Source organism: Vitiosangium sp. GDMCC 1.1324 (assembly GCF_003044305.1).
Classification (GTDB): Bacteria; Myxococcota; Myxococcia; order Myxococcales; family Myxococcaceae; genus Archangium.
Genome location: NZ_PZOX01000011.1, coordinates 331,181 through 357,446, shown reverse-complemented (window position 1 = coordinate 357,446; position 26,266 = coordinate 331,181). Strand labels below are relative to the sequence as shown.

Annotated in this window: 15 protein-coding genes; 12 read left to right on the top strand and 3 right to left on the bottom strand. The window is 66.6% G+C overall.

Going from position 1 to position 26,266, the window contains the following annotated elements; translation table 11 throughout:
• Positions 1-45 precede the first annotated feature (45 nt).
• From DAT35_RS30510 to DAT35_RS30490, 5 genes are all read left to right on the top strand, one after another.
• Positions 46-900: a LysR family transcriptional regulator gene (locus DAT35_RS30510; protein WP_108071504.1), complete on the top strand. Its 855-nt coding sequence runs from the start codon at positions 46-48 to the stop codon at positions 898-900.
• A gap of 786 nt (positions 901-1,686) precedes the next feature.
• Positions 1,687-2,658, top strand: a complete 972-nt coding sequence (locus DAT35_RS30505) for an AAA family ATPase (protein WP_108071502.1) — start codon at positions 1,687-1,689, stop codon at positions 2,656-2,658.
• A gap of 18 nt (positions 2,659-2,676) precedes the next feature.
• Positions 2,677-5,100 (top strand): S8 family peptidase, encoded by a 2,424-nt coding sequence (locus DAT35_RS30500; protein WP_108071500.1) that lies wholly within the window; start codon positions 2,677-2,679, stop codon positions 5,098-5,100.
• A gap of 340 nt (positions 5,101-5,440) precedes the next feature.
• Complete coding sequence (locus tag DAT35_RS30495) at positions 5,441-6,211, top strand: hypothetical protein (RefSeq protein WP_233261807.1); 771 nt, start codon at positions 5,441-5,443, stop codon at positions 6,209-6,211.
• A gap of 120 nt (positions 6,212-6,331) precedes the next feature.
• Positions 6,332-7,216, top strand: coding sequence for a hypothetical protein (locus DAT35_RS30490; protein WP_108071498.1), 885 nt, complete (start codon positions 6,332-6,334; stop codon positions 7,214-7,216).
• Here DAT35_RS30490 and DAT35_RS30485 read toward each other — a convergent pair.
• Entirely contained in the window at positions 7,194-9,590 is a 2,397-nt protein-coding gene (locus DAT35_RS30485; protein ID WP_108071496.1) for a hypothetical protein, read from the bottom strand. The two genes, DAT35_RS30490 and DAT35_RS30485, sit on opposite strands and share 23 nt — an antisense overlap.
• 148 nt (positions 9,591-9,738) lie before the next feature.
• Between DAT35_RS30485 and DAT35_RS30480 the strand changes: the two genes are divergently transcribed.
• Positions 9,739-10,125 (top strand): VOC family protein, encoded by a 387-nt coding sequence (locus tag DAT35_RS30480; RefSeq protein ID WP_108071494.1) that lies wholly within the window; start codon positions 9,739-9,741, stop codon positions 10,123-10,125.
• Between the two features lie 115 nt (positions 10,126-10,240).
• Positions 10,241-10,564: a hypothetical protein gene (locus tag DAT35_RS30475; protein WP_108071492.1), complete on the top strand. Its 324-nt coding sequence runs from the start codon at positions 10,241-10,243 to the stop codon at positions 10,562-10,564.
• Positions 10,565-10,659: 95 nt separating this feature from the next.
• On the opposite strand, the gene DAT35_RS30470 is transcribed toward DAT35_RS30475, so the two are convergent.
• Complete coding sequence (locus DAT35_RS30470; RefSeq protein ID WP_108071490.1) at positions 10,660-11,109, bottom strand: DUF2147 domain-containing protein; 450 nt, start codon at positions 11,107-11,109, stop codon at positions 10,660-10,662.
• 184 nt (positions 11,110-11,293) lie between these two features.
• On the opposite strand from DAT35_RS30470, the gene DAT35_RS30465 reads away from it, so the two are divergent.
• The 3 genes from DAT35_RS30465 (at position 11,294) to DAT35_RS30455 (ending at position 14,862) form a co-directional block, all read left to right on the top strand.
• Complete coding sequence (locus tag DAT35_RS30465) at positions 11,294-11,698, top strand: hypothetical protein (protein WP_108071488.1); 405 nt, start codon at positions 11,294-11,296, stop codon at positions 11,696-11,698.
• Positions 11,695-14,007: a hypothetical protein gene (locus DAT35_RS30460; protein ID WP_108071486.1), complete on the top strand. Its 2,313-nt coding sequence runs from the start codon at positions 11,695-11,697 to the stop codon at positions 14,005-14,007. The genes DAT35_RS30465 and DAT35_RS30460 overlap by 4 nt, the downstream gene beginning before the upstream one ends.
• Positions 14,008-14,193: 186 nt before the next feature.
• Entirely contained in the window at positions 14,194-14,862 is a 669-nt protein-coding gene (locus DAT35_RS30455; protein ID WP_146209954.1) for a class I SAM-dependent methyltransferase, read from the top strand.
• Here DAT35_RS30455 and DAT35_RS30450 read toward each other — a convergent pair.
• Complete coding sequence (locus DAT35_RS30450; RefSeq protein ID WP_108071597.1) at positions 14,829-16,658, bottom strand: amidohydrolase family protein; 1,830 nt, start codon at positions 16,656-16,658, stop codon at positions 14,829-14,831. The genes DAT35_RS30455 and DAT35_RS30450 overlap by 34 nt on opposite strands.
• Before the next feature lie 311 nt (positions 16,659-16,969).
• On the opposite strand from DAT35_RS30450, the gene DAT35_RS30445 reads away from it, so the two are divergent.
• On the top strand, positions 16,970-19,345 hold the full coding sequence (locus DAT35_RS30445) for a hypothetical protein (RefSeq protein WP_146209953.1): 2,376 nt from the start codon (positions 16,970-16,972) through the stop codon (positions 19,343-19,345).
• 159 nt (positions 19,346-19,504) lie between these two features.
• On the top strand, positions 19,505-26,194 hold the full coding sequence (locus tag DAT35_RS61065; RefSeq protein WP_233261806.1) for an Ig-like domain-containing protein: 6,690 nt from the start codon (positions 19,505-19,507) through the stop codon (positions 26,192-26,194).
• Positions 26,195-26,266 lie beyond the last annotated feature (72 nt).

Sequence of the window (26,266 nt, the reverse complement as noted above, 5' to 3'; positions counted from 1 at the left end):
ATCGGGACTTCCCTCCAGCTATCGAAGAAGCGGATAGTTGCACTCATGGAAACGGATGGGCTTCGCGCCCTGGTGGCATTCGCGGAGGCTGGCTGCAATCTGACGCTCGCGGGGCGCGCCATCGGGCTGTCCCAGCCAGCGGTGCATGCGCGGCTGCAAGGGGTGGCGCGGGCGCTGGAGACCTCCCTCTACGAGCGGCGGGGCCGGCGCCTCCAGCTCACCCCGGATGGAGCGCGCGTGGTCGCCTGGGCGCGTGACGTACTCGAGCGTGAGCGCGCCCTGCGCGTGGAGCTGCGACAGGGGCAGGCGGAGGAGCGGGTGGTGCTCGCCTGCGGAGAGGGGGCCCTGGTGCATGTGGTGGCCGAGCGCGTCGCGCCTCTCCTTCGCGAGCGGACCGGCGTGCTCTCCTTCCTCGTGCTGGATGGCCCCGCTGCGGTCGCCGCCGTGGAGCGCGGCTCGGCGCACCTGGCGGTGGTGGCCGGGCCCGCGTCCAGCCCCCCGGGGCTGCGCTCGCAGCCGCTCGTCACCGCCTCGATGCTGGCCGTGGCTGCCCGGCAGCACCCTCTGGCGCGGGCGGGACGAGAGGTGGAGGTGGGGGCTCTGCTCGAGCACCGGCTCCTGGTGCCTCCGCTCGGCCGCGCCCTGCGCGCCACCCTGGAGGACGCCGCCGCGGCCCATGGACGAACCCTCGAGATCGCCGCGGAAGTGACCGGCTGGGAGGCGGTCTGCCGGCTCGCGGCCTTGGGGGTGGGGGTGGGGGTGATCAACGACGTGGTGGCCACTCCGGGCCTCGCACGCCTTTCCGTGCGCGGCCTTCCCCCGGTGATCTACCGGTTGCTGATGCGGCGTGGACGAGGCACGCGGCTCGCGGAGGAGGTGGTGCGGGCCCTGCTCGGCTGACGCTCCGCACGCCCACTTCGCCACCTCCCGCGCGTCTCGGAACTTCAGGTACGCCGCCAGGGACGCATGCGCCGCCAGCACCTCAAAGCCGGTGGGCACGCTCTCGCGACAACTCCGTTGACACTCACCGAGAGGAGCCCCTGCTGGCAGGGGGCCATGGCCGACGCGTGCCCCAAGGGGACTGCACGGTGAGGGCACCGGCATGGCGCACAGCCCTTGTGTTCCGTCAGCGGCCTTCCTCTGCCTCTCTGCTCCAACCCCCTACCCTCAATAGAGCTCCAAAATCTCCTATGCGCTGGAAACGGCGGATACATCCAATGGCCCGCCTGTACACCACCTCGCCGACCCTCGCCTCGATCCGACCACCCTCTCGGTGATTGCTAGGTGCTCGCGGGCGATGGACGCATGTACCGCTGGAGCGGCCAGGGACAACTGGTGCTAGGAGGCGCTGCTCGGAGCGCCCGCCACCGCGCTCCACACCTGAGACGACCACCGGAGCATCGCCGTCGGCCCAAAGGGGCAGGTGCATAACCATGGAGGATACACCCACAGCGTACGGCAGTGCTGAAGCGACTGGTCGGCCACGAGCGAGAAGGCCCACCGAGCCTCGCAGGGAGAACTCCCGCGAAACCCACCATCCACGGCCCGGCTGGTTCAGCTACATGCCCAGTGGGGATAGGCTGGCCGCTGGGGATGTTCCAGGAGGAGGGGGAGCGAAACTGCGGGAGTGGTGGCCAGAATTAGGCATCGTCAGAGAGCTACCGTAGAGTGGTACAAAGGAACACCATGGCTACTGCCGAGCAAGTCAAAGCACTCATCGAGAGCCACACAGAGGGAGACGAGCCCCGTTTCCTGGCGGTTGCCATGCAAGTCGCCGCTCTTGAGGCTAGGCAGGGCCACGTCCGGCTGGCTGGGGAGCTACGCGAGCTCATCGACCGCGCGAAGGAAGACCGGGTCAAGCGGCCTGTCCCACTCGCACAGCCCCGCGGCGAGCTTGGTGGACTCCTGGCCGCATCATACCCGAAGGCGACCCTGAATGAGCTTGTGGTCGCGCCCGAGCTTCGGCGCCGTCTCGACCGACTCCTGCACGAGCAGCGGCAAGCGGAGCAACTCCGGTCTCATGGGCTGAGCCCACGGCATAGAGTGCTACTCGTCGGCCCTCCGGGAACGGGCAAGACATTGTGTGCAACTGTCATCGCAGGCGAACTCCACCTCCCTCTCTTCAAGGTCGTGTTCGAGTCCCTCGTGACGAAGTTTCTGGGGGAGACGGCCGCGAAGTTGAAGCTCGTCTTCGATGCGATACGGGCAACCCGTGGGGTCTACCTGTTCGATGAGTTCGATGCGATCGGCGGGCAGCGCACTGCCGGGAACGATGTCGGTGAGATCCGGCGGGTGGTGAATTCGTTCCTGCAACTCCTTGAGCAGGACGAATCGAACAGTGTCGTTCTCGCCGCCACCAATCATCCTCAGATGCTTGACCGTGCTCTCTTCCGTCGCTTTGACGATGTCATCGAGTTCTCGCTGCCTTCCCAGGCACAAGTAGAAGACACGATGAGGAATCGGCTTGCCCCCTTCGATACGGATGGTCTCAAGTGGACGCGGATTCGTCCCGCCGCTCGTGGGTTGAGCCATGCGCATCTGGCGCGAGCGTGTGATGATGCGGCAAAACAAGCCGTTCTTGCTGGTACGCGAGAGATCTCTACCGAGGCGCTCCTCGATGCGCTCCGTGAACAGCGGGAATTCGCCGCGATGAAGTAGGTCGACAACGGGAAAAGGATGGCCGAAGAGAAACCGGAAACGCTGCGGCACCTGCTCGTCGAAGGAACCGGCAGATCGTTCGATTACGTTTCGCCGCGTTCCGTGCCGCACACGCGTATTCATCCGTTGAGAGATCGTGCTGTTCACGGTCAGCGTCTGCTCCGTGAGTACGAATCTGCCTTCAAGCGCGGGCTCAAGGAGCGCGGTGGAGGAGTCGATGTCCCGGGTGTCTCGATCACAGTCCGCGGCGAGCCTGGTATCGAACTGCCCATCGAGTCGCTCGACAGTCGACGTCCTGATGGCCCTCGGGTTCTGGCCGTGCGAGAGGTCGAGGGTGCGACAGTCGCACAGCTCTTTGTTCCCCAAGGTGGCTTCCGGGTACTCGAAGAGAAGCTGCGGGATTTCCTCGGTAAGAACACCCGTAGCGGAAAGCCGAAAAACGAGGCGCTTGTCGCTTCGATCTCCTCTTTTCAGCTCGCAGCTCTTCAGGAACTCTGGACCGACCCGGATACCCCGTTCCCATCACCCGCCCAACCCATTGCTTGGGAAGCCTGGCTCCGTGACCCATCGGCGGAGGTGCTCACCTCCTTTCGCTCGCTGTGCATGCAACGTGGACTGGTTGTTGGACAGCGCTCTCTCGAGTTTCCCGACCGGCGGGTCGTGCTTGTGTCAGGAACAGCAACCCAACTCTCGTCTTTTGCCATCTTGGACGCGCTCGCTGAGCTCAGGCCAGCGCGCACGCCGCCGACAGAGTTCGTGGAGATGCCTCCGCGTGAGCAAGGCGAGTGGGCCCAGGATCTGGCGTCCCGCCTTGAACCACCAGCACCAGACGCACCCGTGGTGTGTGTGCTCGATACCGGAGTAGCGAATAACCATCCACTCCTCACTCCCCTGCTCCCGTCCGCGAACATGTTCGCCTATCTGAAGAGTTGGGGCTTCGACGATCACGCCGGCCACGGCACCGAAATGGCAGGCCTCGCGGGGCACGGTGACCTGATTGTCGCGCTAGTTTCGAAAGAGCGTTTCTCCCTCGAAGTGGGCCTCGAGTCGGTGAAAATCCTTCCACCCCCGCCGGCCAAGAACCCCCCGGAGCTTTACGGTGCGATCACCGCTGATGCGGCCGGTCAGGTCGAGATGGCTGCTCCGGAGCGGCTCCGCGTGTTCTCGATGTCGGTTTCGACGAGTCACGGGCGGACTACGGGCCGCCCCTCTTCGTGGTCGGCGGCGATTGATCGACTCGCCGCGGGTGTGGGCGATGAGCGGCAGCGGCTCTACTGCATCTGTGCTGGCAACGCCGACCCGGACTGGTATCCGCAATACCCTGAAGGCGTCATGACAGGGAAGCCGCTTGATCCAGCTCAGGCGTGGAACGCGCTAACCATCGGTGCGTACACAGAGAGGGACATCATCGCGGAACCTACGCTTTCCGGGTGGTTGCCGATTGCTCCGCGTGGTGACATCTCTCCAACGAGCACTTCGTCCATCGCCTTCGACAAAGGCTGGCCGAACAAGCCCGACCTCGTCCTTGAGGGAGGAAATGTCGCACTCAGCCCCGGAGGCATGCTTCCGCCGGACGACTCGATTCCCAGTCTTTCGCTGCTCACGACCGACCGGATGAACCGGGGTCGACTGTTCACGTGGACCAACGCCACGAGCGCGGCGACCGCTCAAGCTGCTCGCATGGCGGCCCAACTCTGGGCCGAGTACCCCAATCTCAGGCCAGAAACGATTCGTGCCCTCCTTGTTCACTCAGCCCGCTGGACACCTGCGATGTTGAGTCGAACCGACAACAAGGATGAGCGCGTCCGGCTCTATGGCTACGGCGTACCAAATCTTGCACGAGCCCGGTGGAGTGCGCGTAATGCTCTGACCCTCGTCATTGAGGACGAGCTTCGTCCTTTTGCAGTGAGCAAATCGCGGGCGCAGATGCGAATTCACGAGTTCCCGTGGCCAGTTGAGGAGTTGCAGCATCTCGGAGCCGCCGATGTCCGGCTTCGGGTCACGCTATCGTACTTTATCGAACCGAATCCGGCGCAACGAGGCTGGATGGGACGGTTCCGCTACCAGTCTCATGGACTCCGGTTTTCGGTTCGCCGTCCCGTTGAAAATGATGCTGCCTTTCGTGCAAGGCTCAGCAAGGCGATGCAGGACGAAGGTTACACGGGGAGTACTGGGACAGACCCCGGGTGGGAACTCGGGGTCCGTCGTAATCGGGGCTCCATCCACTCGGACGTGTGGAACGGGTCGGCAGCGGCTCTTGCATCCCGCAGTGTTCTGGCTGTCTTCCCGGTAGGCGGTTGGAAGGCAGATGCGCGCAAAGAAGAGAAGCCCACGTCCGTCAGGTACTCACTCGTCGTTTCCATCGAGACCGACGAGACAGAGGTCGATCTCTACACGCCAGTGGCAACCGAGTTGGGGGTGCCGGTCGCCATCGAAAGCTAATACTGGCTGTGGAGGCGGGTTCACACTCCCAAGCCCAAGCGGAGGGGGTCATCAGACTCTTCGGGTCAGGGGCGTTGGCGCTTCGGTCGGGTAGTGGATGTCCGCATCGCTCAGGTGCGACTTTCATGAGGGCTTCGCTTCTCTGAGAAGGTGTCAAAGGATTCGAACGGCTCGGCGAGCATGAAGCTTCCCGGGCCATTCTGTGGGCAAGCCCGCGAGTCCATGGCAAGGCCCATCTCCCGGACGATCAAGTCCCCAGGGAGAACCCAACAGGACCCGCTGACCGGCTTGACTCGTGGAGTCAAATCCGTTCCCCTGGGCGGGCGTGAATCGCGCATCCATGAAGGGACAGCACGTGGCGAACGAGAAGGACGGGAAGGACGAAGGGCTGGAGCCGCTCCAGCTCGGCAGGAGATACGAAGAGGTGGGCCCCGAGCTGGGATGCCTCCACGAAACGCGGGATGCCCACACCGGGAGAGCGACCCTGACGCTGTTCCCCGATGAGCGCACGGGATGGAAACCCGAGGGCCCATGGCGGATGCGGCTCTCCTGCCAGCAAGAGCCGCCTTCCGTGACACTGGCGGTGGAGCAGGCGCCCACCCCGCTCTCGGTGCCAGAGCTGGTGAACATCCTCACGCTGATGACCGCGGCGGTCGAGCTCGTAGAGGACAACCCCCAGGTGCAGGCCCACCTCGCGCGAGGGCGCGTGCGTCAACAGGCGCGGTGGCTCCCTGGTGCTGTCGCGGGCTTCGCCGTACTCGCGCTCGCGCTGGGCGTCTGGATTCATGGGGCGAGCGGGCCCAAACACCTGGACCCCTCCCCTGCCAGCGTGGATTTCCGGGGGCCCTCCCAGGCCAATGCTCCGGATTGGATCAACGCGGAGGACTCACAGACGACGAGCATCAACTATCCGCTGCCCAAGGAGCCTTTTCGCAACCAGGCGAAGGCACCTTGCAGAACCAAGGCCGGTCAGGTCGAAATCAACGGGGGTTGCTGGGTAGCGCTCGAGCAGAAGCCTCCGTGCGCCGAGACCCAGGCCGAGTACCAGGGCAAGTGCTACCTGCCCGTCGGCAAGGACCAGAGCCGTCCGCCGCAATCCGTCGAACCCTGAGACGACCACCGTGTGATGGGCCGGTGCCCCCCGGCCCCCCGGAAATGGACGGGGGCCTCTCGGTTCCCCTGCTGGGGATGGCCTGGCACTCCCCGGGCGACCCCGTGTAGAGGAGCCGGCATGACAGCCGCTCGCACCTGGCTCCTTCTCGCGCCCCTCCCGGCGATCGTCCTGGGGGCTGCCGTGGCGGACACCCTGTCGGTTCCCATCCGGGTGTTCGCGCTCAACCTGCTCGCCCTGCTCCTGGGCGGTGCCACCTCGCTGGCGCTCATGCGCGCCAGTCTGGAATTGCGAGCACGGGTACTCCGGTGGCTGCCCTGGCTGGCCTTCCTGGCGCTCCTGGCGACGCTGGTGTTCCCCGGGATCGAACACGTGCATCGCTGGCTCTCCCTCGGGCCCATTCGCCTCCATGCCTCGGCGGCGTTTCTGCCGTGGGTCCTCGGCGGACTGGCGTCGTCGAGCGAGCGGGCCCGGGCGAACAGTCTCGCGCTCGCCCTGGGCGCCCAGCTCATCCACCTCGCGCAACCCGATGCCGCCCAGGCCACCGCGCTCGCCCTGGGCCTGCTTCCCCTGCTCTGGAGCGGAACGCTCGTGCGGCGCGGCACGGGCCTCGCCCTGGCAGGGGTCTTCCTCATGCTCGCCGCGGGCAGCTGGACACGCGCGGACCCGTTGCTCGCGGTCGACCACGTCGAGCGCGTGCTCGTGCTCGCGTTCTCCCGGGGGGTGCTCTGGACACTGGCAGCGGGGGTCGCGGGAGCCCTCGTGTTCGTCCCGCTGATCCTCTCGCTCCGGCGGACAAGCACCGCCCCCCCAGGATTCGGCCTGAGCGTCACGCTCTACTTCACCACCACCCTGGGAGTGACCTTCCTGGGCAACTTCCCGGTGCCCGTGATGGGCGCGGGGGCAGGGCCCGTCCTGGGTTGGTATGCGATGGTGACGCTGCTCTTCGCGCTCCCTCCGCGGGTTGACACCCGCGGTACCGTCAAGGCTGCGCCTGGGGTGTGAAGCTCCAGTCGAAGGTGAAGCCCGAGGCGGAGAAGGACTTCACGAAGCGCCCATCAGGCAGGACCGTGGGTGGATTCACGTCCACCTCATTGTTCACGTCGTTGGTGACGAGGAGTCCTCCGGTGACGCTGAAATGGGGACTCTGGCAGTCCTTGCCGGTGACCACCTCGGAGACGCTCGAGTTGTCCACCAGCCCGCCGACGTACGCGCGCCCCGACTGCTTCAACCACCCTGTCACCGCGTCGTCCGGGCTGTGCAGCTCAGGGAAGGGATTCGTCTTCAGGAAGCCGGAGAGGGGGGCAATCACGAAGTTGGCGGGGCCGAAGCTGTACGAGCAGGGGCTGTCGCCGTAGCTCACCTCGAAGGAGAAGGAGCCGCTCGGGGACATGAGCAGGTTCGCTCCCACCCGGAGCGTGTCGGGGAAGAGCGGGCTCTTGAAATTGAGCGCCGCCCCCGAGGCGTCCACCTCGTAGCTCACCGTGGAGACACCCTTGCGGCCCAGCCCCGTCCAGCCCGCCTGTTTCTCCACGACGGTCGCCGTACCCTGAATCTTCCAGCAGCCGATGTTGTTGCGCTTCAGGTACGGCGCGCGAGTGGCCGTCACACTGCCGCCCGGCTCGGTCTCCGCGTTGCTCAGGATGATGACCAGGTGCTGCGCGCGCTGATCCTTGATGTCGCGGCAGAGCCCGACGAACTCGTAGTCGGACCAGTCCTCCTCCTGCCATGTGCCCGCGCCGTCCATCCACATCGCCTGCACCTTGAGGTGCTTGCCCGCCTTCTTCGGCTCGAAGAAGCCGTTGTAGAAGAGCACCGAGCGCGTCGCCGGGTCCTTGAAGTCGAAGTAGTACACCCGGTGCGAGAGGTTCTTCAGCTCCGACTCCAGCTCCTCCTTCTTCTCCGCCGCGCCCGCCAGGTCCCCGTGTGCGTCCACGCTCTTCACCGGCTCCTTCAGTGAGTCCCACGTCGAGAAGGACGCGGGCTTCGAGTCCACCGGCGCCTGGTTCCAGAGCATCTTCCCGAAGAGGGGCCAGTGCTTCTGGAAGCCGCCGGGCACCACGTTGTCGATGGCCTCCACGCCGGTGTCCACGGACTGCGTCGCGGAGAGGATGCTCTTCACCGTCGAGGGGCCCAGCGTGTTGGCCACGTACTGGAACCAGAGGTAGGCGCCATAGTCGCGCTCCGCGCCGGCATTGCTTCCGGTGCAGTGGCCCTTGGAGCGGTCCTGGAGCGGAAGGTCGGGCGTGCTCAGGTAGCAGTTCGCGAAGTCCTGCTCGAGCTGGATGGACTTGCCGTACACGGCGTCGATGGCCCAGTTGGCGACCGCGTCGCGAATCCACCCGTAGCTCATCTGGAAGGACTTCGTCCGGTACGCCCAGTGGATGGCGTGCATCAGCTCGTGCGCGGCGGAGGCCTTGAGCTCGTCGGGAGGCAGCGACTCGTTCACCATGATGAACACGGAGGACTGGTAGGGCGCGCCGAACTCGGGGACGGTGAGGCCGCGGAAGTCGACGTTGCGCACGAGGAACACGTCGAGCTTCGGGCTGTTGAGCGAGCAGCCGCCGCCCGTGTCCGGAAGAGGCTCGGGGAAGCCGAGCACGTCGATGAGCTTCGGCCAGATGTCCTTCTCGATGGCCTCCGACACGAGGGCGGCCTTCTCCTTCTGGCCGGGGACGGTGAACTGGTACCAGACGTTGACCTTGGCCTGCGTGGAGTTGACGAAGTCCCACCCGTCCGTGCTGGCCTTGCAGGTGGGGCGGCCATTGCCGAGCCCCTGGCCTCCACCGCCGGGAGGCGCGAGCCAGCTCGCACCGTCCGCGGGCGGCACGAGGTACGGGTCGAGCGCGGCCTTCGTCTCGGCGGGCAGCGTGTCGTACTGGTCGATGATGTCCTGGAGCGCATCGGTGTCGAAGCCGCCACTCGCCCGGCCCTTGTACTGGACTGGCAGGCGCGGGTCGGAGAACGCAGCATAGACGCGGTAGGTGAGCACCTCGGCCGGTGTGAGCAGCCCCAACTCGGCGGCCTGGGCGATGTACTCGTCGGAGGTGGACATGCTCTCCGGCGCGTCGACGACCATCATCACCACCGGCGAGCTCGTGACACCTCCGGCGGACGCCGTCACCAGCGACACGCCACTGGAGGCGGCCCGGACGTGCCCGTCCTCGACGCTCGCCACCTTGGAGTCGGTGCCGGACCAGGTGAACGTCACGTTCTTCAGCAGCGCGCCGTCCCTGTCATAGGCGAACGCGGCCAGCGTGAACTGCTCCCCCGTCCACAGGAAGGACTGCTCCGGGGTGACGACGATCCGGTCGACCTTCGCGTTGTCACTGCCAGGGTCGTCGCCATCGTTGGAGTCGGAGCAGGCGGCCAGTGCCACCAGGAGTGCCAGTAAGCAGAACGGAGGTATCGAACGTGAGCGCATGTGTTCACCCAGGGTGAATCGTCGACTCTACGTCGGCTCGTGCGACGCGCAACCGGAGAGCCCTCCATTCCTCCTATGCTCCCAACCGGAAGGAGGATGTCCCATGTTCAAGAAAGTCGCTTTCACGATGTACCCGGTGTCGGACGTGCACCGCGCGCGCAGGTTCTATGAAGAAACGCTCGGGCTCACGCGGGGCTCCATGGGCAACCGGGGCGAACAGTATTGGGTGGAGTACGATCTGCCCGGCGGCGGTTGCCTGGCCCTGACCAACTTCATCCCGGACAAGCCCAGCGATGCGGCCGGGGGAACCATCGCCTTCGAGGTGGAAGACCTGGACCGCCTGGTCGCGGACCTCAAGGCCAAGGGCGTCACCTTCAAGAGCGACATCATCCACAGTCCGGTCTGCCGGATGGCGGTGTGCCTGGACTCGGAAGGCAACTCCCTGTTGCTGCACCAGCTCAAGCCCAAGCCGACGGCCACCTCGACTTGACGAGCGGTTCAGCGCGGGGCCGACTGCGGCGCCAGTCCGGTATCGACGGGCCCTCGCCGCGGCCCTACCATGGCGCCCGCGGTCCAGTCCCCCCCATACACAACTGGAGGCGTCCATGAAGTCCTTCACGAAGTCGCTGCTCGCCAGTGCCGCTGTCCTCACCCTCATGCCCCTGTCCGCGCTGGCCCTGCCGCTGGACTGCGACGATGCGTGCACGGACACCACCCCGTGCAGCGACCGCTGTGCCATCCCCTGGAGCTTCCAAGTCGTCACCTGCGGTAAGTGGCTCGATTACGACCCGTCCAGCAGCTGCGCGCCGGGAGTCACCTCCACGGAGGAGGAGGAGTCCGCCACCGTGACGCAGGATTCCGCGGACGGCTCGGAGTGGGAGTGCCGCGAGTCCGCGCAGGCGGAGCTCTCGCAGCCCGCGGAGGGCTGACACGCGGACCGCCCGCCCCTTCTCATTGGAAGGGGCGGGCCAGTCTCCAGCTCAGGCAGCCACCGCCGGACGGCAAGCGCGGCCGGCGGTCCCCTCTACTCGGCGCGCACCCAGTGCTGGGTGCGCCCGATGAGGGACAGGCCGATGTAGCCGCGCACCTTCAGCTTCTTGCCCCCGTCCTCGACGGAGATCTTGCACTTGTATGTCTTGCCATTGGCCGGATCGAGGATCGTCCCTCCCGACCACTCATCGTCGTCCTTCTGGAGGTCGCGCAGGATGACCATCCCGACGATGGGCTGGTTCTTCAACGCCCCCTCGCACTTGTCGCAGACCGGGTTCTGCTCCTCGTTGGGCTCGCGGAAGAGCTTCTCGATCTTCCCGAACAGCTTGCCGCCCTCCTCGTAGATGATGATGACGGACTTCGGCTTCTTCGTCTCGTCATCGATGGTGGTCCAGCGCCCCACCGCGCTCGGCGCCTGCGCCAGGGCACTCGAGGCGAACAGCACGGTCAGCGCGGCCAGTCCCAACCAACGGTTTGCAGTCATTCTGGGTTCCTCCGGCACCGGGGTCACATCACGGGAGGGGCCGTGTGCCATGGCGACGCCCCCCTACATTCCTCTGCACTCAGCGGCGGAGCCTATCCTGCCGTTTCATTTCTTCTATACTCCCTCGAGTCATGACCGTGCGGCCGTGTCCGTTCCGCTCCATCCGGCAAGCGGTGAGGAGAGAATGCTGAGGATCCGCAAGGAGCAGATGGCGGCGTTCCAGTCCATGCGGGATGAGGTGTTTGCCCGCTGGCTCGCGACGTACCTGCGCACCCATTACTCCGGACTGCTCGGTGCCCTCTCTGATGCGGACCTCGAGCGCCGCGTGCTCGTCGGGCTGGCGCGAGCCCTGGGGCATGGGCTCCGGGATGAGCGGAAGCTCGCCCAGTTCATCATCCTCATGTTCCAGCACGCCCCCAACTTCGACGAACACGAGCACATTCGCGCGAGGCTCTCGGAGGGCGGCAGGTCCGCCGAGTGGCGCTTCAGCGAGATGGTCGCGCGCACAACCCAGGAGGAATGGGCCGAAGTCCGGTATGCGCGGGATGACGCGACGTGGGGTACAAGCATGGAGCCGAGCATTCAATGAGCTATCCCCCCAGCATCGGGTACAGTGACTTCAAGATCGCCTCGCCTCCCTCCAGGGACCTCTCTGCGGATGAGTGCGTCAGGTCCCGCAAGTGCTCCATCGTCGATCTGTGGCTGCACCCCCATCCCAAGAGCGCGCCATTCACAGCCGAACATGGTGAGCTCGCGGCGAACGCCGCCGGCCGCTACCGCTTCGCGCCGGGCGCCGCGAATACTGACGTCATCCACTTCAGCTTCTCGAACGTCAGCGCCATCCGATCGGCCACGCTGGCGCTCTATGAGCGCACGACCGAGCCCACCCTTCCACTCTGGTCGCGCGACCTCGCCCTGGAGGGGGACGAGGGAACCCTCCCCCTGAACGAGCTCCTGAAGGGCGGCGATGGGTGGCCGAATGTGTGCCGGGCCCCCTACCGGCTCGAGCTGTCGATCACCCCCGCCGATGATGCTGATGCCACGGTCTCCTGCGCGTGGATCTACCTCGACGTCGTGGTGAAACGGCTCGCACTGCATCTCGCGAAGGACATCACCGTCTCCGCGAAGGAGAAGGCAGTGCTGGAGACAATTGATGAAACTGTCCTCGGCAATCCCGACAAGCTCGCAAGGGTGCTCCTGCCAGGCAACGTGTTCGCCCAGACCCGAGACGAGTTCCGAGGCGTCGCCAACGGGGAGTCGATGGTGTGGCACGGCGCGGACTGCTCATTCGAGCGACATGCCGCCATGTGGGACCAGGGGCCGACACTCCCGCTCACGGCCGAGCTCCTCATCGAGGACTCGAAGGGCGAGGCGATCAGTTCCCCCGAGGGAACCCGGGGTACCCCGCTCCTCTGGGACGTTGCGGACGCCGGGCAGGATGCGCCTGACGAGCTCGAGGGAGTGAGCGACGCACAGGTCATCCGCACGTACCTTCAACACTACAAGAGCTTCAAGCCCACGACCCCCGCGGGCATCAACTGCCATGTGGACTTTGGAGGCAAGCGCGGCTCGGACCAGCGGCTCCTCCTCGCCGCGGTCCCCCGCTCCGGGGAGAACCCAGGCCACTACGACGTTTCATATCCAGAAACCCGCCACTGGGCCGCATTCAGCAAGGTGCTCGCTTCGGGCAAGGCGGGAGTATATTTCCAGCCCTCCCGCATGGCGGGGGATGCCTACAAACTAGCCGTGCACTTCCACTATTCGCCCGATGGGGATGGTGCCCGCCGGATGGACACTGCGGAAGCCATCGAGTCCACCAGCAAGGGGCAGACGGGCATTCTCCAGATCTGGAAGCAGATCGACATCGTCGAGAGGCTGCAGCTCGCGCCCGAAGAAGAGGCTCTTCAGCTCAAACTCAATGGGTTCCGTGATGAGCGCGCTCAGTTCGTCGAAGATATGGAAGATCCCGAGCTGACGGAGGCTTGGAATGCGCTCGCGACGCAGGACGCCAAGGACAAATACAAAGGGACCAGGTTCTGTGAGATCTATCCTTCTGTCACTGACGTCAGCAAGGTGAAGAACCAGCTCCTGAACCTCCGCGCGACCTGGGCAACGGAGCTCACCGCCATTCGCTCGCGGCTCAACCGCGCGTTCATCCACGTCAATACACAGGAGGAGCGCGCGTCCGCCGAACTCGACGGCTATCACGACACCATCCTCCAGCTCGCCGAGCAGAGTCCGATCATCCGGCTCGCCATCGCTGACACGGAGACGTGGAGAAACGGCAAGCACGCCCTGGAGTTCATCACGCCTCAAGCGTTCTGGGAGAACATCCAGGAGAAAAAAGGGGGCCTGGATGCGGCACTGCTCTGGGCCGAGCAGTATTTCGGACCGACCTCGGACGCCGCGGATGGTCAGGCATGTAGCAAGGGCGACAGCCTCTTGAAGAGCAGTGAGCTGGACAAGAAATTCTTCGACGACCTCTACAAGGAGAGCTGCCGGAGTTGGGCGAAGCGGCTCCTCGCCCAATTTGCCGAGCGCACGCTCACCGGTGCCGCCGGCATCTACGTGTTCTCGTTCTCGGCGCTCTACAAAATGGACGAGGATGAGGAGGGACCCATGGCCTACGCGCAACCCCTCTCGGGACTGGACGGCTCCAAGCTCCTCTACGTGGTCTTCGCACGTAGCGATGAGACCACGGCGGCTCACGAGATTGGACACGGACTGTTTCTCTGCCACGCGCCGGGCGGCATCGTCAGGGATCCGGACCCTCACGCCCACGACGCGAACATGAGCAATTGCTTGATGGGCTACCACGAGAACGCGACCGATTTCTGTGGGTTCTGCCAGTTGCGGCTCCGGGGATGGGACCGCGCACTGCTGCATCCCAGGAATTGAATTCGTCCAGGTGGCAAAAAGCCCCGAGCGGCCCCGATGAACCAAGCGCTTGCAGGCTGGGGGGGAGGGCAAGCGTGCCAGCGGCCACCGCGCAGCGCGCCGCGGGCATCCGGACGAGCACCGCTGTCACCACGTCGCGGGCTGTGGAGAGCCCAGGGCTCGACGTCATGCCAGACGTCCGGTACGTTGGAGCCCGTGGAAGAAACGCACCGCGAGAGCGCCGAGTGGATTCGTTCCCTGCTCTCGAACGCTCAGGCCACCCCGGCTGTGTTCCGCACGGCCCTCATGAGTGTTCCGCCCACCGAGCGCGATGCCTGGCTCGATCGGGTCCTGGGGCTCGACTCGTTACCTGACGATGGCCCCGAGCTTCCGCGAGGCTGCGTTCCCTACCTGCCCTGTCCTGTCGATGCCCTTCTTCGAATGGTGGAGTGCGCGGCAGTGCAGGCTTCCGACGTGTTCGTCGACGTTGGCTCGGGCACGGGGCGGGCTGCCGCGCTGGTGCACCTCTTGACCGGGGCCGCGGCGATTGGCATCGAGATTCAGCCCGCGCTCGTCCACGCCTCACGTGACCTCACAACGCGCTTGAACGCGTTGCGCTTTTCGCCAATCCAGGGCGATGCGACGGTGCTCACCGGTTGCATCACCATCGGGTCGATCTTCTTCTTGTACTGCCCATTCAGTGGCGCGCGACTGGAGAAGATTCTGGACGACCTCGAGCCCATCGCGCGCACGAGACCGATTCGCGTCTGCTGCGTCGATCTGTCACTGCCGCCCCGCCCGTGGCTCACGTTCGCGGCTCCCCCCTCCGGGAACCTCACGGTCTATCGCAGCACCCTGCTCGACAAGGGGTCCTGAGAAGAGGACTCGTGTATCCACTGGGGGGCCTGGGCGGACCCGGTGCCCACGCGCAGCACGCGCCCGAAGCCGCGCTCCCGGCCCAGTTCGGCCGTGGTCGCGCCGCCGTGCACCGCGAGCCGCCCGTTGATGAGCACGGTCTCCACGGCGCCACCGTTCTGGTTCACCAGCCGCACGAAGCCATCGAAGCCCTCCATCGAGGCCTCCCGGGGCTCGTCCAGCCCGGCGCCGAGCCGCTCCGGGTCCAGCACCACCACGTCGGCCCTGCGGCCCGGCGCGAGCGTCCCCGCGTCCAGCCCCAGCCAGTCCGCGATCTCTCCCGTAAGCCGGTGCACCGCGTGCTCCATGGGCATCACCGGCTCGCCGCGCTTCTCTGCCTCGCGCACCAGCCGCAGCATCCGCAACGGGAAGTTGTAGTGAGCCATGTTGCGCAAGTGCGCGCCCGCGTCCGAGAAGCCGATGAGCACGTCCGGGTGACTCACGATGGACTCCAGCTCGCGCGGTCTGTCATTGGCCATCACCGTGTACCAGCGCAGCTCCGGGCCGTACCTCGCCACCAGGTCCAGGAAGGTGTCCACCACGTTCTGTCCCCGCTCGCGGGCAATGTCCGCGAACGAGCGCCCCACCAACGACGCGTCCGGCGCCTTCAGCACCCGCGACTGGTTGAAATCCCGGTGAAACACCTTGGGCAGCAACCGGCTCTTCCACTGCCGCTTGAACCACGCCCGGTACTCCGGGTCCTCCAGCAGGCGCTTGCGCTCCGCCGCGTCCTGCAGGTGCAGCGCCGCCGCTCCCGCGCCGAACTCCTCGAAGACCACCAGGTCGATGCCGTCCGACCACAGGTCGAAGAGGTCCGGTAGCGCCTGCCAGCGGAAGTCCGCCTTCAGCATCCGGTTGAAGAAGCGAGACAGCAGCCCGATCTGCCAGTGCACGCCCCGGTTGGCGCGGGTGTCCATCATGGAGATGACCGTCGTCTTCAGCGGCTTGCGCAGCAGCCCCATGCTCTCCCAGAGGAAGAGGAGCACGTTCACCTTGGTGGTGATGTTGGGCACGCCCTGGAAGACCCGGCCGCGCTCGCGGAGGATGCGCGTGAAGCGGCGGTACTCGGACCAGCTCGCGAAGGTGGAGGGCAGAGGACGGCTGCGGATGGGGCGATTACCGCCAATCTTGTCCCACCCCAGCGTCATGATGGAGAAGCCGGCGTAGCCCTCGTCGAGCCCCTCGCGCAGCAGGGCATCCATCCGGTCCATCTCCTCCGGGGATGGCTTCACCCGGGCATCCAGGCTGCGCTCCATTCCCATCACGTGCGCCCGGAGGGCGGAGTGGCCCACGAAGGAGCCCACATTGGGGCCCAGCGGCAGCCCGTCCAGGTGCGTGAGGTACTCGCCGAGCGTCTCCCAATCCTTCTTGCGCTCGAGCAGCGAGCGCACCGTGTCGTAGGGGATGGCCTCCACCCGGCAGAACTGGTCGGCAAGGTCCTCGGGGGTGCCCACCGCGAGACTCAGCGAGCAGCTGCCCACCATCACCGAGGTCACGCCGTGGCGCACGGACTCGGAGAGCGACGGAGCCAGCTCCACCTCTGCGTCGTAGTGGGTGTGCAGGTCGATGAAGCCGGGCATCACCCAGCGCTCCGTCGCGTCGATGACGCGCGTGTCCGGCCCGGCGGGCAGCGGTGATTCACTGATGGCCGCCACCCTGCCCTCGCGGATGCCCAGGTGCCGCACACGAGGCGGGCTGCCACACCCGTCGAAGAAGAGTCCGTTGGAGATGACGAGCTCGTACGGCGAAGCAGACATGGTGCCCCCGGCATGGCAAGAGAAGGTCTTCACTAAATCGCAAGCCGCGAAAAGGGCCCAGAACTCCGATCGGTTCGCCGCGAAGGGGACCACGGGCACCTCGGCGTTCATTTCTCGGCATCGCAGGGAAGCGCAAGGGCCCACGCCGCCGTCTCATACTGGAACCTCTCCCACCTGAGCGGCGGCGTCTCGTTTCGGATTCTACACAGAGAGCGTTCCGAACGCCGACCCCGGCTCGCGGTTCCTCTATTCCGAGGTCACGTTCCTGCTCGGGTTCGTGTTCGGCCGTTGATGACGGCAAGGGGGATTGTGTGAAGACCCATCCTTTCGCGCGACGGGGTACGGTGGCGATCGTCACCGCGGCGTCGCTGATCCTGTCGCCACCCGTGCCACTCCTGGCCGCGCCGCTCCAGGCCACGGACAAGACCGCCGCACCGGAGACGCCCGCGGCCAGTCCGCCTCCCAAGGACGCCCCGGTCGCGAATCCCGAAGAGTCCTCGACTCCGCCGGACGGCGGCTGGCCGCGGGCCTACACGACACCGAAGGGCGGGCGCATCGTCGTCTACCAGCCGCAGGTGGCGAGCTGGGAGGGCCAGAAGCACATGGCCGCCTACGCGGCCGTGTCGTACGAGGCCAAGGACTCGACGAAGCCGACCCTGGGCACCGTGAAGGTCGAGGCCGACACGGAGGTGGCGGTGCCAGAGCGGCTGGTGAGCTTCCGCGACTTCAAGATCACGGAGTCCCACTTCCCGACGCTGTCCAAGGAGCAGATGAAGGAGATCGTGGACGAGATCGAAAAGTCGTTCCCGGTGGAGGACCGGGTGCTCGGCCTCGACCGCGTGCTGGCCAGCATCGACCGCAGTCAGATCATTCCCAAGGAGACGCCGGACGTGAAGGCGGACCCGCCGGAGATCTTCTTCAGCAAGAAGCCGGCGGTGCTGGTGAACCTCGACGGCGACCCGATCTGGAGCGCGATCAAGGACAACGATCTGAAGTTCGCTGTCAACACGAACTGGGACCTCTTCCTCCACGAGCCGACCAAGATCTATTACCTGCGCAACGAGAAGAGCTGGCTCCAGGCCCAGGACATCAAGGGCCCGTGGACCGCCGCTGGCAAGCTGCCGGAGAGCTTCCAGAAGCTTCCGGATGACGAGAACTGGAAGGACGTGAAGGCCGCCCTGCCGGGCCAGAAGCTCTCCGCGAGCAAGCTGCCGCAGGTGTTCGTGAGCACGAAGCCCGCGGAGATGATCCTGCTCAGCGGCGAGCCGAAGTACCAACCCGTCTCCGGCACTTCCCTGCTCTGGGTCAGCAACACCGAGAGCGACGTGTTCCGAACGGGCAAGACGGGCACCCTCTACTTCCTCGTGGCGGGGCGCTGGTTCTCGGCGCCCGACTTCAAGGGCCCCTGGAAGTTCGCCTCGCTGGAGCTGCCCGCCGACTTCAAGAAGATCCCTCTCGAGCACCCCCGCTCGCGGGTGCTGGCCTCGATTCCCGGCACCCAGCAGGCGGCGGAGGCGGTGCTGCTGGCCCAGGTCCCCCAGACCGCGCGCGTGAACAAGAAGGAGGCGAAGGCGCCCGACGTCGAGTACCAGGGCGAGCCGCAGTTCGAGAAGATCGAGGGGGCCCAGGTCGAGCGCGCCGTCAACACCGACAAGAGCATCCTCAAGGTCAGCGACACGTACTACCTCTGCTACGAGGGCGTGTGGTTCACGGGCGGCAGCCCGACGGGCCCCTGGGCGGTGGCCAGCAAGGTGCCGGAGGAGATCTACAAGATCCCGATCAGCTCGCCCGCCTACAACGTCACCTACGTGACCGTCGAGGACAGCACCGACGAATGGGTGACCTTCGCCGCGGCGGCGATGTACACGGGCGTGATGGTCGCGTGGGGTTGTGCCGTCTGGGGCACCGGCTGGTACTACCCGCCCTTCTTCGGCGGCTTCTACATGGGCTACCCGCGCTACTTCGGCTACTACCCGACGTACGGCTACCGCGCTGCGTACAACCCATGGACAGGCGCCTACGGCCGCGGCGCGGTGGCCTATGGCCCCTACGGCGGCGCCGGCGTCGGGGCGCGCTACAACCCCAGGACGGGCACCTACTCACGCGGCGCCGCGGCCTACGGGCCCTACGGCTCGCGCGCCGCCGGCCAGGCGTACAACCCGCGAACCGGCACCTTCGGCCAGACGCGCCAGGGCTCGAACATCTACGGGAGCTGGGGCAGCACCCAGGTACAGCGCGGCAACCAGTGGGCGAGCACCAACCGCGTGACCAACCGCGCGACCGGAGCCACTACGCGGACCACGCGCACCAGTGGCGGAGGCGAGGCCATCACGCGCAGCGGAACGGGTGGCTCGGGGGGAGTGGCACGCACGGGCAGCGGCGACGTCTACGCCGGCCGCGACGGCAACGTGTACCGCAACGAGGGCGGGAGCTGGCAGAAGTACGACAACGGGTCCTGGGGAAACGCGGACCGGCCCACGAGGAGCGGAGAGTCCGCGTTGAGCGGCACCACCCGCGACCAGCTCAACCACGACTTCAGCGCCCGCTCAGAGGGCGCGCAGCGCACGCGTGACTACGGGAGCTACCAGAGCGGAGGAAGCCGCAGCAGCGGGAGCTCCTACCGGGGAGGCGGTGGCGCCCGAGGCGGCGGTGGCTTCCGGGGCGGTGGCGGTGGCCGGCGCCGGTAGCGCCGGGGAAGGCCCGAGTGACTGACGAGTCCTGTAGGACTCCCCAGGAGTGACGCACTGCGGCATCGGCCCGCAGGAGCGCGTCTCAGCCGTAGCGCGATCCATCTTCACCCCCGTCGCGCAATTACGGTTATGCGAATTTTTCCACTCCTGGTGGCCGTGAGCCTCACGTTCCTGGCCTGTGATTCGCGGACCTCCTCCGGCACGGCGGACGCCGAGACCCCGCTGTTCTCACGCCCGGGAGGCAAGGCGTTCGTCACCGGCACCCGGTTGTTGAAGAGCGAGAAGGCTCGCCCCGGGCGCTACATCGTCGTCCTCGACGACCAGGCCGCGCGCCAGGCGCCGACGCAACGCCTGGCGTCCGAGCTGGCCTCGCGCCATGGAGCGGAGGTCGGGCACGTGTACTCGCACGCCCTCCCGGGGTTCGTCGCGACGATGTCCGAGGCCAACGCACGGCGGCTGAGCCTGGACCCCCGTGTCCGCTACGTCGAGGAGGACGGACTGATCACGGCCGCCGGCACGCAGGCGTTGCCCCCGTGGAACCTGGATCGGATCGATCAGCGGGCTCTGCCGTTGGACCAGGGCTACTCCTACAACCGGACGGGCAGTGGGGTGCATGTCTACGTGCTCGACACGGGCATCTGGACGCCCCATGCCGAGTTCGAGGGGCGCGCCCGCTTCGAATACGACGTCGCCAGCTACAGCTGGAGTCAGGGCAACCCGGACTGCAATGGCCACGGCACCCATGTGGCGGGAATCATCGGGGGCAAGACCTATGGCGTCGCCAAGGGGGTGAAGCTCCACGCGGTGCGCGTGCTGGGCTGTGATGGCATGGGTTACGTCTCCGATGCCATCCGGGGCATCGACTGGGTGACGGCGAACCACGTGAAGCCAGCGGTGGCCAACATGAGCCTGACCGCCTGGGCCGAGATGGATTCCCTGGAGGAAGCCATCACCCGCTCCATCAACGCGGGCATCACCTACGTCGTCGCTTCGGGCGACACCACGAGCGGCTCCTTCGTCTACGGTACGGATGCGTGCTTCCGCTCGCCCGCGAAGCTACCGGCCGCGATCACGGTCAGCGCGACCAAATCCACGGACAGCCGGGACCCGTACGCCAACTTCGGCAGCTGCGTGGATCTCTTCGCGCCGGGAACGGACATCACGTCAGCCTGGCCGGGCTCCTCCTACCCCGTCAATCAAGTCACCCGGCTGTACACCGGCAGCTCCATGGCCGCCGCCCATGTGGCCGGCGCGGCCGCGCTCTACCTGGAAGGCAACCCCACCGCCACGCCCGAGCAGGTCGCCGACAGGCTCATCGGCCGCGCGACGCTGGACAAGGTCTCCGACACCCAGGGCGCGCCGAACCGGCTGTTGTACACCCCCTGCCCGGTGCTGGAGACGACCCAGCCACCACAGGTTGCCCTCACCGCACCGGCGGCCGGCGCGGCGCTGAGCGGCACGGTGACCCTCACGGCCACGGCCACGGACGACGTGGGCGTCGTGAAGGTCGAGTTCTACGCCGGCTCGCACCTGCTCGGTACGGACACGTCGCCGCCCTACGAGGTGACCTGGGACACCACCACCGCCAGCAACGGCCCCAACACCGTCACCGTCCGGGCGTACGACGACAGCTGCGGCTGGACCCAGAGCGCGCCCGTGGACGTGTCCATCCAGAACGCGGGCAACGCGACCTTCGACGCGCAGTGGCAGGTACCCGCCTGCGCGACGGTGGGCAACCGCTGTGACTCGGTGTGGCTGCTCGAGGGACGGGGACCGCTCGGTCCCGAGCTCCATGCCCCAAACACCCTGGGGGGCAGCTGCGCGGATGGGGCGGATCGGCCGGATCTCCCCGCCCCCGCGCTGCAGCGGCTGGCCGTCATCCGGGCCGATGGCACCGCGTTCGCCGAGGGCAAGCAGGTGACGCTCCAGGCGACGGTCCGCGCCAGCCACCAGTACGGAGTGGAATACCTGGATCTCTACTCCGCCGCCGATGCGAGCAACCCGGACTGGAAGTTCCTCGCGACCCTCTATCCCGGAGGGTCTCGCGACCGGGTCATCTCAACCACCTTCCTCCTCCCCCAGGGAGGCCTGCAGGCCATCCGCGGTGTGTACCGCACCCAGGGAAGTGCCCAGGCGTGCAACACGGGGACCCTCTCCGACCACGATGATCTGGTCTTCGCGGTGGGTCAGGAGACGGACAGTGTTCCGCCCACCGTGGCGATCACCTCTCCCGCAGCGGGCGCCACGGTGGAAGGCATCGTCACCGTCGGAGTGACGGCGAGCGACAACTTCGGAGTGGCGCGCGTCGAGTTCTATGACGGCACGACCCTCGTCGGCAGCGCCCCCCGGCCTCCCTTCTCCATGCAGTGGAACACGAAGGGATTGCCCAATGGCACCCACCGCCTCACGGCACGGGCCTACGACGCCGTGGGCCTCAACACCACGTCGGACCCTGTCGACGTCATCGTCAACAACGACATCGTCCCGCCGCAGGTGTCCTTCCTCTCGCCCGCGGAGGGAGCGGTGGTGAACGGGTACGTACAGATGAGTGCCAGCGCCAGTGATGACCGGGGAGGGAGCGTGCGTGTCGAGTACTACTATACGAACCCGCCCTCCCCCTACAGCCTCATGGGCAGCAGCTCGACGGCCCCCTACAGCGTGTCTTGGAGCACCCGCGGAAATTATGCCAACGGCACCATGTCGCTCTACGTGAAGGCCTATGACGAGGCCGGCAATGCCACCATCTCGGGGCCGCTGCACGTGGTGGTGGACAACGACTACACGCCTCCGACGGTGGCCGTCACCTCGCCGGCCTCTGGAGCGACCGTGAGCGGCCAGGTCTCCGTCGAGGCCTCCGCGAATGACAACCGGCAGATCTACTGGGTGGATTTCTATGTCGATGGAAACTGGATCGGCAGAAGCCTCTCGGCGCCCTACGTCGCGACGTGGGACTCGACGATCGAGACCAATGGTAGCCATACGCTGACGGCCCAGGCCGTCGATACCCAATACAACTCGACGACGAGCGCCGCCGTCACCGTCAACCTGAGCAACCAGGGCGGTGCGGCGTACGATGCGACCCTGAAGGCTCCGACCTGCACCACGGTGTCCGACTACTGCGATTCGGGCAAGCAGCTCAACGGAAAGGGCTCCTCCGAGCCCCACACTCCCAACACCCTGGACGCGTGCGCCGACGGCACCACGGGGACCTATCACTCGTCCACGCTGTCCATCGATCGGATCCGCGTGTCGCGGCCGGACGGGACGCACCTGGCCGCCGGAAAGCGGGTCCGCATTGACGTCAACGTCTGGTCCTACAACCCGGCCCAGGAATACCTGGACCTGTACTACACGAGTGACGCGGCCCACCCGTCGTGGACGTACCTGACCACGCTCACTCCGAGCGTGAATGCCTCGCAGACGCTCTCCGCGGAGTACCGGCTGCCCTCCGGAAGCGTGCAGGCGGTGCGCGCGAATTATCGCAAGACCACGACCGCCAACGCGTGCAGCTCCGGCAGCGAAAACGACCACGATGACCTGGTCTTCACGCTCGCCCAGGAGCCGGACACCACGCCGCCGTCCGCGCAGCTCACCTCTCCGGCCGCGGGCGCGGTGCTGACAGGGATTGCCACGGTGACGGCCACCGCGAGCGATGACTACGACGTGACAAGCGTGGAGTTCTACGAGGGAACGACCCTGATCGGGACCGATGACACGCCGCCGTACAGCGTGAGCTGGAACACCTGGAACACCCCCAATGGCAGTCGTTCCCTGACCGCGATGGGCCGGGACGCCGCCGGGAACGCGGGCCCCTCGAGCCCCGTGGTGGTGACAGTGAACAACGATCACGCCTCGCTGCTCGCCCCCCTCACCAGCCCCACGGAGGGGGCGACCGTGGCGGGAACGGTGACGCTCTCGGCCACGGCCGGCAACCCGAGCAAGGTGGCGCGGGTCGAGTTCTATGCGGGGACACGCCTGGTGGGCACCGATTCCACGTCTCCCTATAGCGCGAGCTGGAACACCGTCACCGAGCCGACCGGCCCGTACACCCTGAGCACCCGCGCCTACGATGCATCGGGCAACGTGGAGGTTTCCGCGCCGGTGAACGTGACCGTTATTCGCGATACCACCGCGCCCACGGTGTCGATCACCTCGCCCTCGGCGGGCACCACGGTGCGCGGGACCGTGACGGTCCAGGCCAGTGCCACCGACGACACGCAGGTCTCCCGTGTCGAGCTCTACGTGGACGGCTCCCTGGCCGGCACCAGCTCCACCTCGCCCTACGCGATCGCGTGGAACCCGAGCTCCGTGGCGAATGGAGACCACACGCTGACAGCCAAGGCGTACGACATCTATGACAACGTGGGGACCTCGCCTGGAGTGCTCGTGACGGTGAGCAAGGACGTCACCCCGCCCACGGTCTCCGTGACCTCACCCACGGGGGGCGCCACCGTGAGCGGTTCCGTCTCCCTGTCGGCGAACGCCGTCGACGACTACCTCATGTCCCGGGTGGAGTATTTCCTCGATGGAACGTCCCTGGGATCTACTCCCTACGGCCCGTCGTACGGCTACATCTGGAATAGCCGGAGCGTCACGAATGGTGCACACACTCTGGTCGCCAAGGCCTACGACTCCGCCGGGAACGTGGGCGTCTCGGCCACGCGCTCCTTCACCGTGGACAATGACCTCATCCCTCCGACGGTGGCCCTCACCTCGCCCGCGCAGGGCGCGAGTGTGGCGGGGGTGGTCTCCCTCCAGGCGAGCGCGAGCGACGACCGTGCCCTGAACATGGTCGCCTTCTACGTCGACGGCTCCTACGTCACGAGCGTCTCCTCGCCGCCCTACGTCGTGAACTGGGACAGCCACTCGGTGCGCAACGGCAGCCATACCCTCACCGCGAGGGCCTATGACCAGGGGGGCAACTCCACCACGAGCGCCGCGGTCACGGTAAGCGTGACCCAGCCCGGCACCGCCGTCTACGACGCCACGTGGAAGGTCCCCGTGTGCACCCAGTCCTCCAATGTCTGTGATTCCGAGTCGCTCCTGCAGGGCCGCGGAGCCTATGTGTATGGCTCCGAGCTCCACCAGCCGAACACGCTCGATGGCTGTGCCGATGGAACGGGGAGCTCGTATTCCCAGACCGAGCAGATTCGCTGGCTCAGGGTCTCTGGCGTGAATGGGGTTCCCCTGGCGGAAGGCCAGCGCGTCCGGATCGACGTCGGGGTCGAGGTCGTCAGCACCGCCGCCGACTCGCTCGACCTCTACACGGCGAGCGATGCCGCCGCGCCGGTGTGGACGTACCTGACCACGCTCCGGGCGAGCCAGACGGGCACGCAGATCCTCTCGGCGCAGTACGTCCTGCCCACGGGGAGCCTGCAGGCGGTGCGAGCCGGTTTCCGGTATGGCGGGAGCGGCCCCTCTGCCTGCAGCACCGGCTCCGCCGACGATCATGACGACCTGGTGTTCGCGGTGGGCCCGCCGTTGCCGGACGTGACGCCCCCGACGGCGGCGATCACCTCACCGGCCAGCAATGCCGTGCTGCGCGGCACGGTGACGGTGGCGGCCACGGCGGATGACGACACCAGCGTGACGAAGGTCGAGTTCTATGACGGCCAGACGCTGCTGGGGACGGACACGTCCGCGCCCTACAGCGTGAGCTGGAATACCGCCGGCGTGACGGAGGGCACTCACACGCTCACGGCGAAGGCCTACGACAGCGTGGGCCTCACGGGGACCTCCGCGGGGGTGTCGGTGGTCGTCGACAACACCGCTCCGACCGCATCACTCACCTTTCCCACGGCCACCTACGTCCAGGGCACCGTCCAGGTGTCGGCCACCGCCAGCGACAACCGGGGCGTCGTGAAGGTCGAGTTCTATGATGGCCCGACGCTGCTCGGCACCGCGACCAGCGCGCCGTACTCCGTGAGTTGGAATACCGCGGGCGTGGTGGGGGGCGCTCACACGCTCACGGCGAAGGCCTACGATGGCGTTGGTCTCACGGGGACCTCCGTTGGGCTCACGGTGATCATCGACAACACCGCTCCGCAGGTCTCGCTCACCGCCCCCACGGGTTTCTACGTCCAGGGGACTCTCCAGGTGTCTGCCAATGCCAGCGACAACCAGGCCATCGCCAAGGTCGAGTTCTATGACGGGCAGACGCTGCTCGGCACCGCGACCAGCGCGCCGTACACCATGAACTGGAACACCGTGGGAGTGGCGGAGGGGACTCATACGCTCACGGCGAAGGCCTACGATGGCGCTGGACTCACGGGGACCTCCCCTGGGCTCACGGTGCTCGTCGACAACACCGCTCCGACCGCGTCGATCACCTCTCCCACGGCCACGTACGTCCGGGGAACCGTGCAGGTGACGGCCACCGCCAGCGACAACCAGTACGTCGCGAAGGTCGAGTTCTATGATGGTCCGACGCTCTTCGCGACGGTCACCTCGACCTCCTACGACGCGAGCTGGGACACTGCGGGATTGCCCGATGGCAGCCACACGCTCTCCATCAAGGCCTATGACGCCGCCGGGAATGTCCGGAGTGCCTCCCGCACCGTCATCGTGGACAACACCGGCCCGGCCGTGGCCATCACCTCCCCGCAGAACGGAGGGACGGTGTTCCTGAGCACGACCATTCAAGCCACTGCGAGCGACACCAGCGGCGTGACCCAGGTGGTGTTCTACGATGGGAGCACCGTCATCGGCACGGACACCACGGCGCCCTACAGCGTGGGCTGGAGCACCCTGCTGGTGAGCAAGGGCAAGCACACGCTGACGGCCAGGGCCACCGACGCAGTGGGCAATGTCACCACGTCCGCGGCGATCTCCGTGACGGTTCAATAACAGGAGGAGGCACGGACCCGAGCAGCGACGACATCCGCCGGCCGGCAACTCGAACACCCCCTTGCCGGCGGC

What these genes read in the sequence shown, in the direction of transcription:
- DAT35_RS30510 (WP_108071504.1), top strand. Translation starts at nt 46, where the DNA reads ATGGAAACGGATGGGCTTCGCGCCCTGGTGGCATTCGCGGAGGCTGGC.
- DAT35_RS30505 (WP_108071502.1), top strand. Translation starts at nt 1,687, where the DNA reads ATGGCTACTGCCGAGCAAGTCAAAGCACTCATCGAGAGCCACACAGAG.
- DAT35_RS30500 (WP_108071500.1), top strand. Translation starts at nt 2,677, where the DNA reads ATGGCCGAAGAGAAACCGGAAACGCTGCGGCACCTGCTCGTCGAAGGA.
- DAT35_RS30495 (WP_233261807.1), top strand. Translation starts at nt 5,441, where the DNA reads ATGAAGGGACAGCACGTGGCGAACGAGAAGGACGGGAAGGACGAAGGG.
- DAT35_RS30490 (WP_108071498.1), top strand. Translation starts at nt 6,332, where the DNA reads ATGACAGCCGCTCGCACCTGGCTCCTTCTCGCGCCCCTCCCGGCGATC.
- DAT35_RS30480 (WP_108071494.1), top strand. Translation starts at nt 9,739, where the DNA reads ATGTTCAAGAAAGTCGCTTTCACGATGTACCCGGTGTCGGACGTGCAC.
- DAT35_RS30475 (WP_108071492.1), top strand. Translation starts at nt 10,241, where the DNA reads ATGAAGTCCTTCACGAAGTCGCTGCTCGCCAGTGCCGCTGTCCTCACC.
- DAT35_RS30470 (WP_108071490.1), bottom strand. Translation starts at nt 11,109, where the DNA reads ATGACTGCAAACCGTTGGTTGGGACTGGCCGCGCTGACCGTGCTGTTC.
- DAT35_RS30465 (WP_108071488.1), top strand. Translation starts at nt 11,294, where the DNA reads ATGCTGAGGATCCGCAAGGAGCAGATGGCGGCGTTCCAGTCCATGCGG.
- DAT35_RS30460 (WP_108071486.1), top strand. Translation starts at nt 11,695, where the DNA reads ATGAGCTATCCCCCCAGCATCGGGTACAGTGACTTCAAGATCGCCTCG.
- DAT35_RS30450 (WP_108071597.1), bottom strand. Translation starts at nt 16,658, where the DNA reads ATGTCTGCTTCGCCGTACGAGCTCGTCATCTCCAACGGACTCTTCTTC.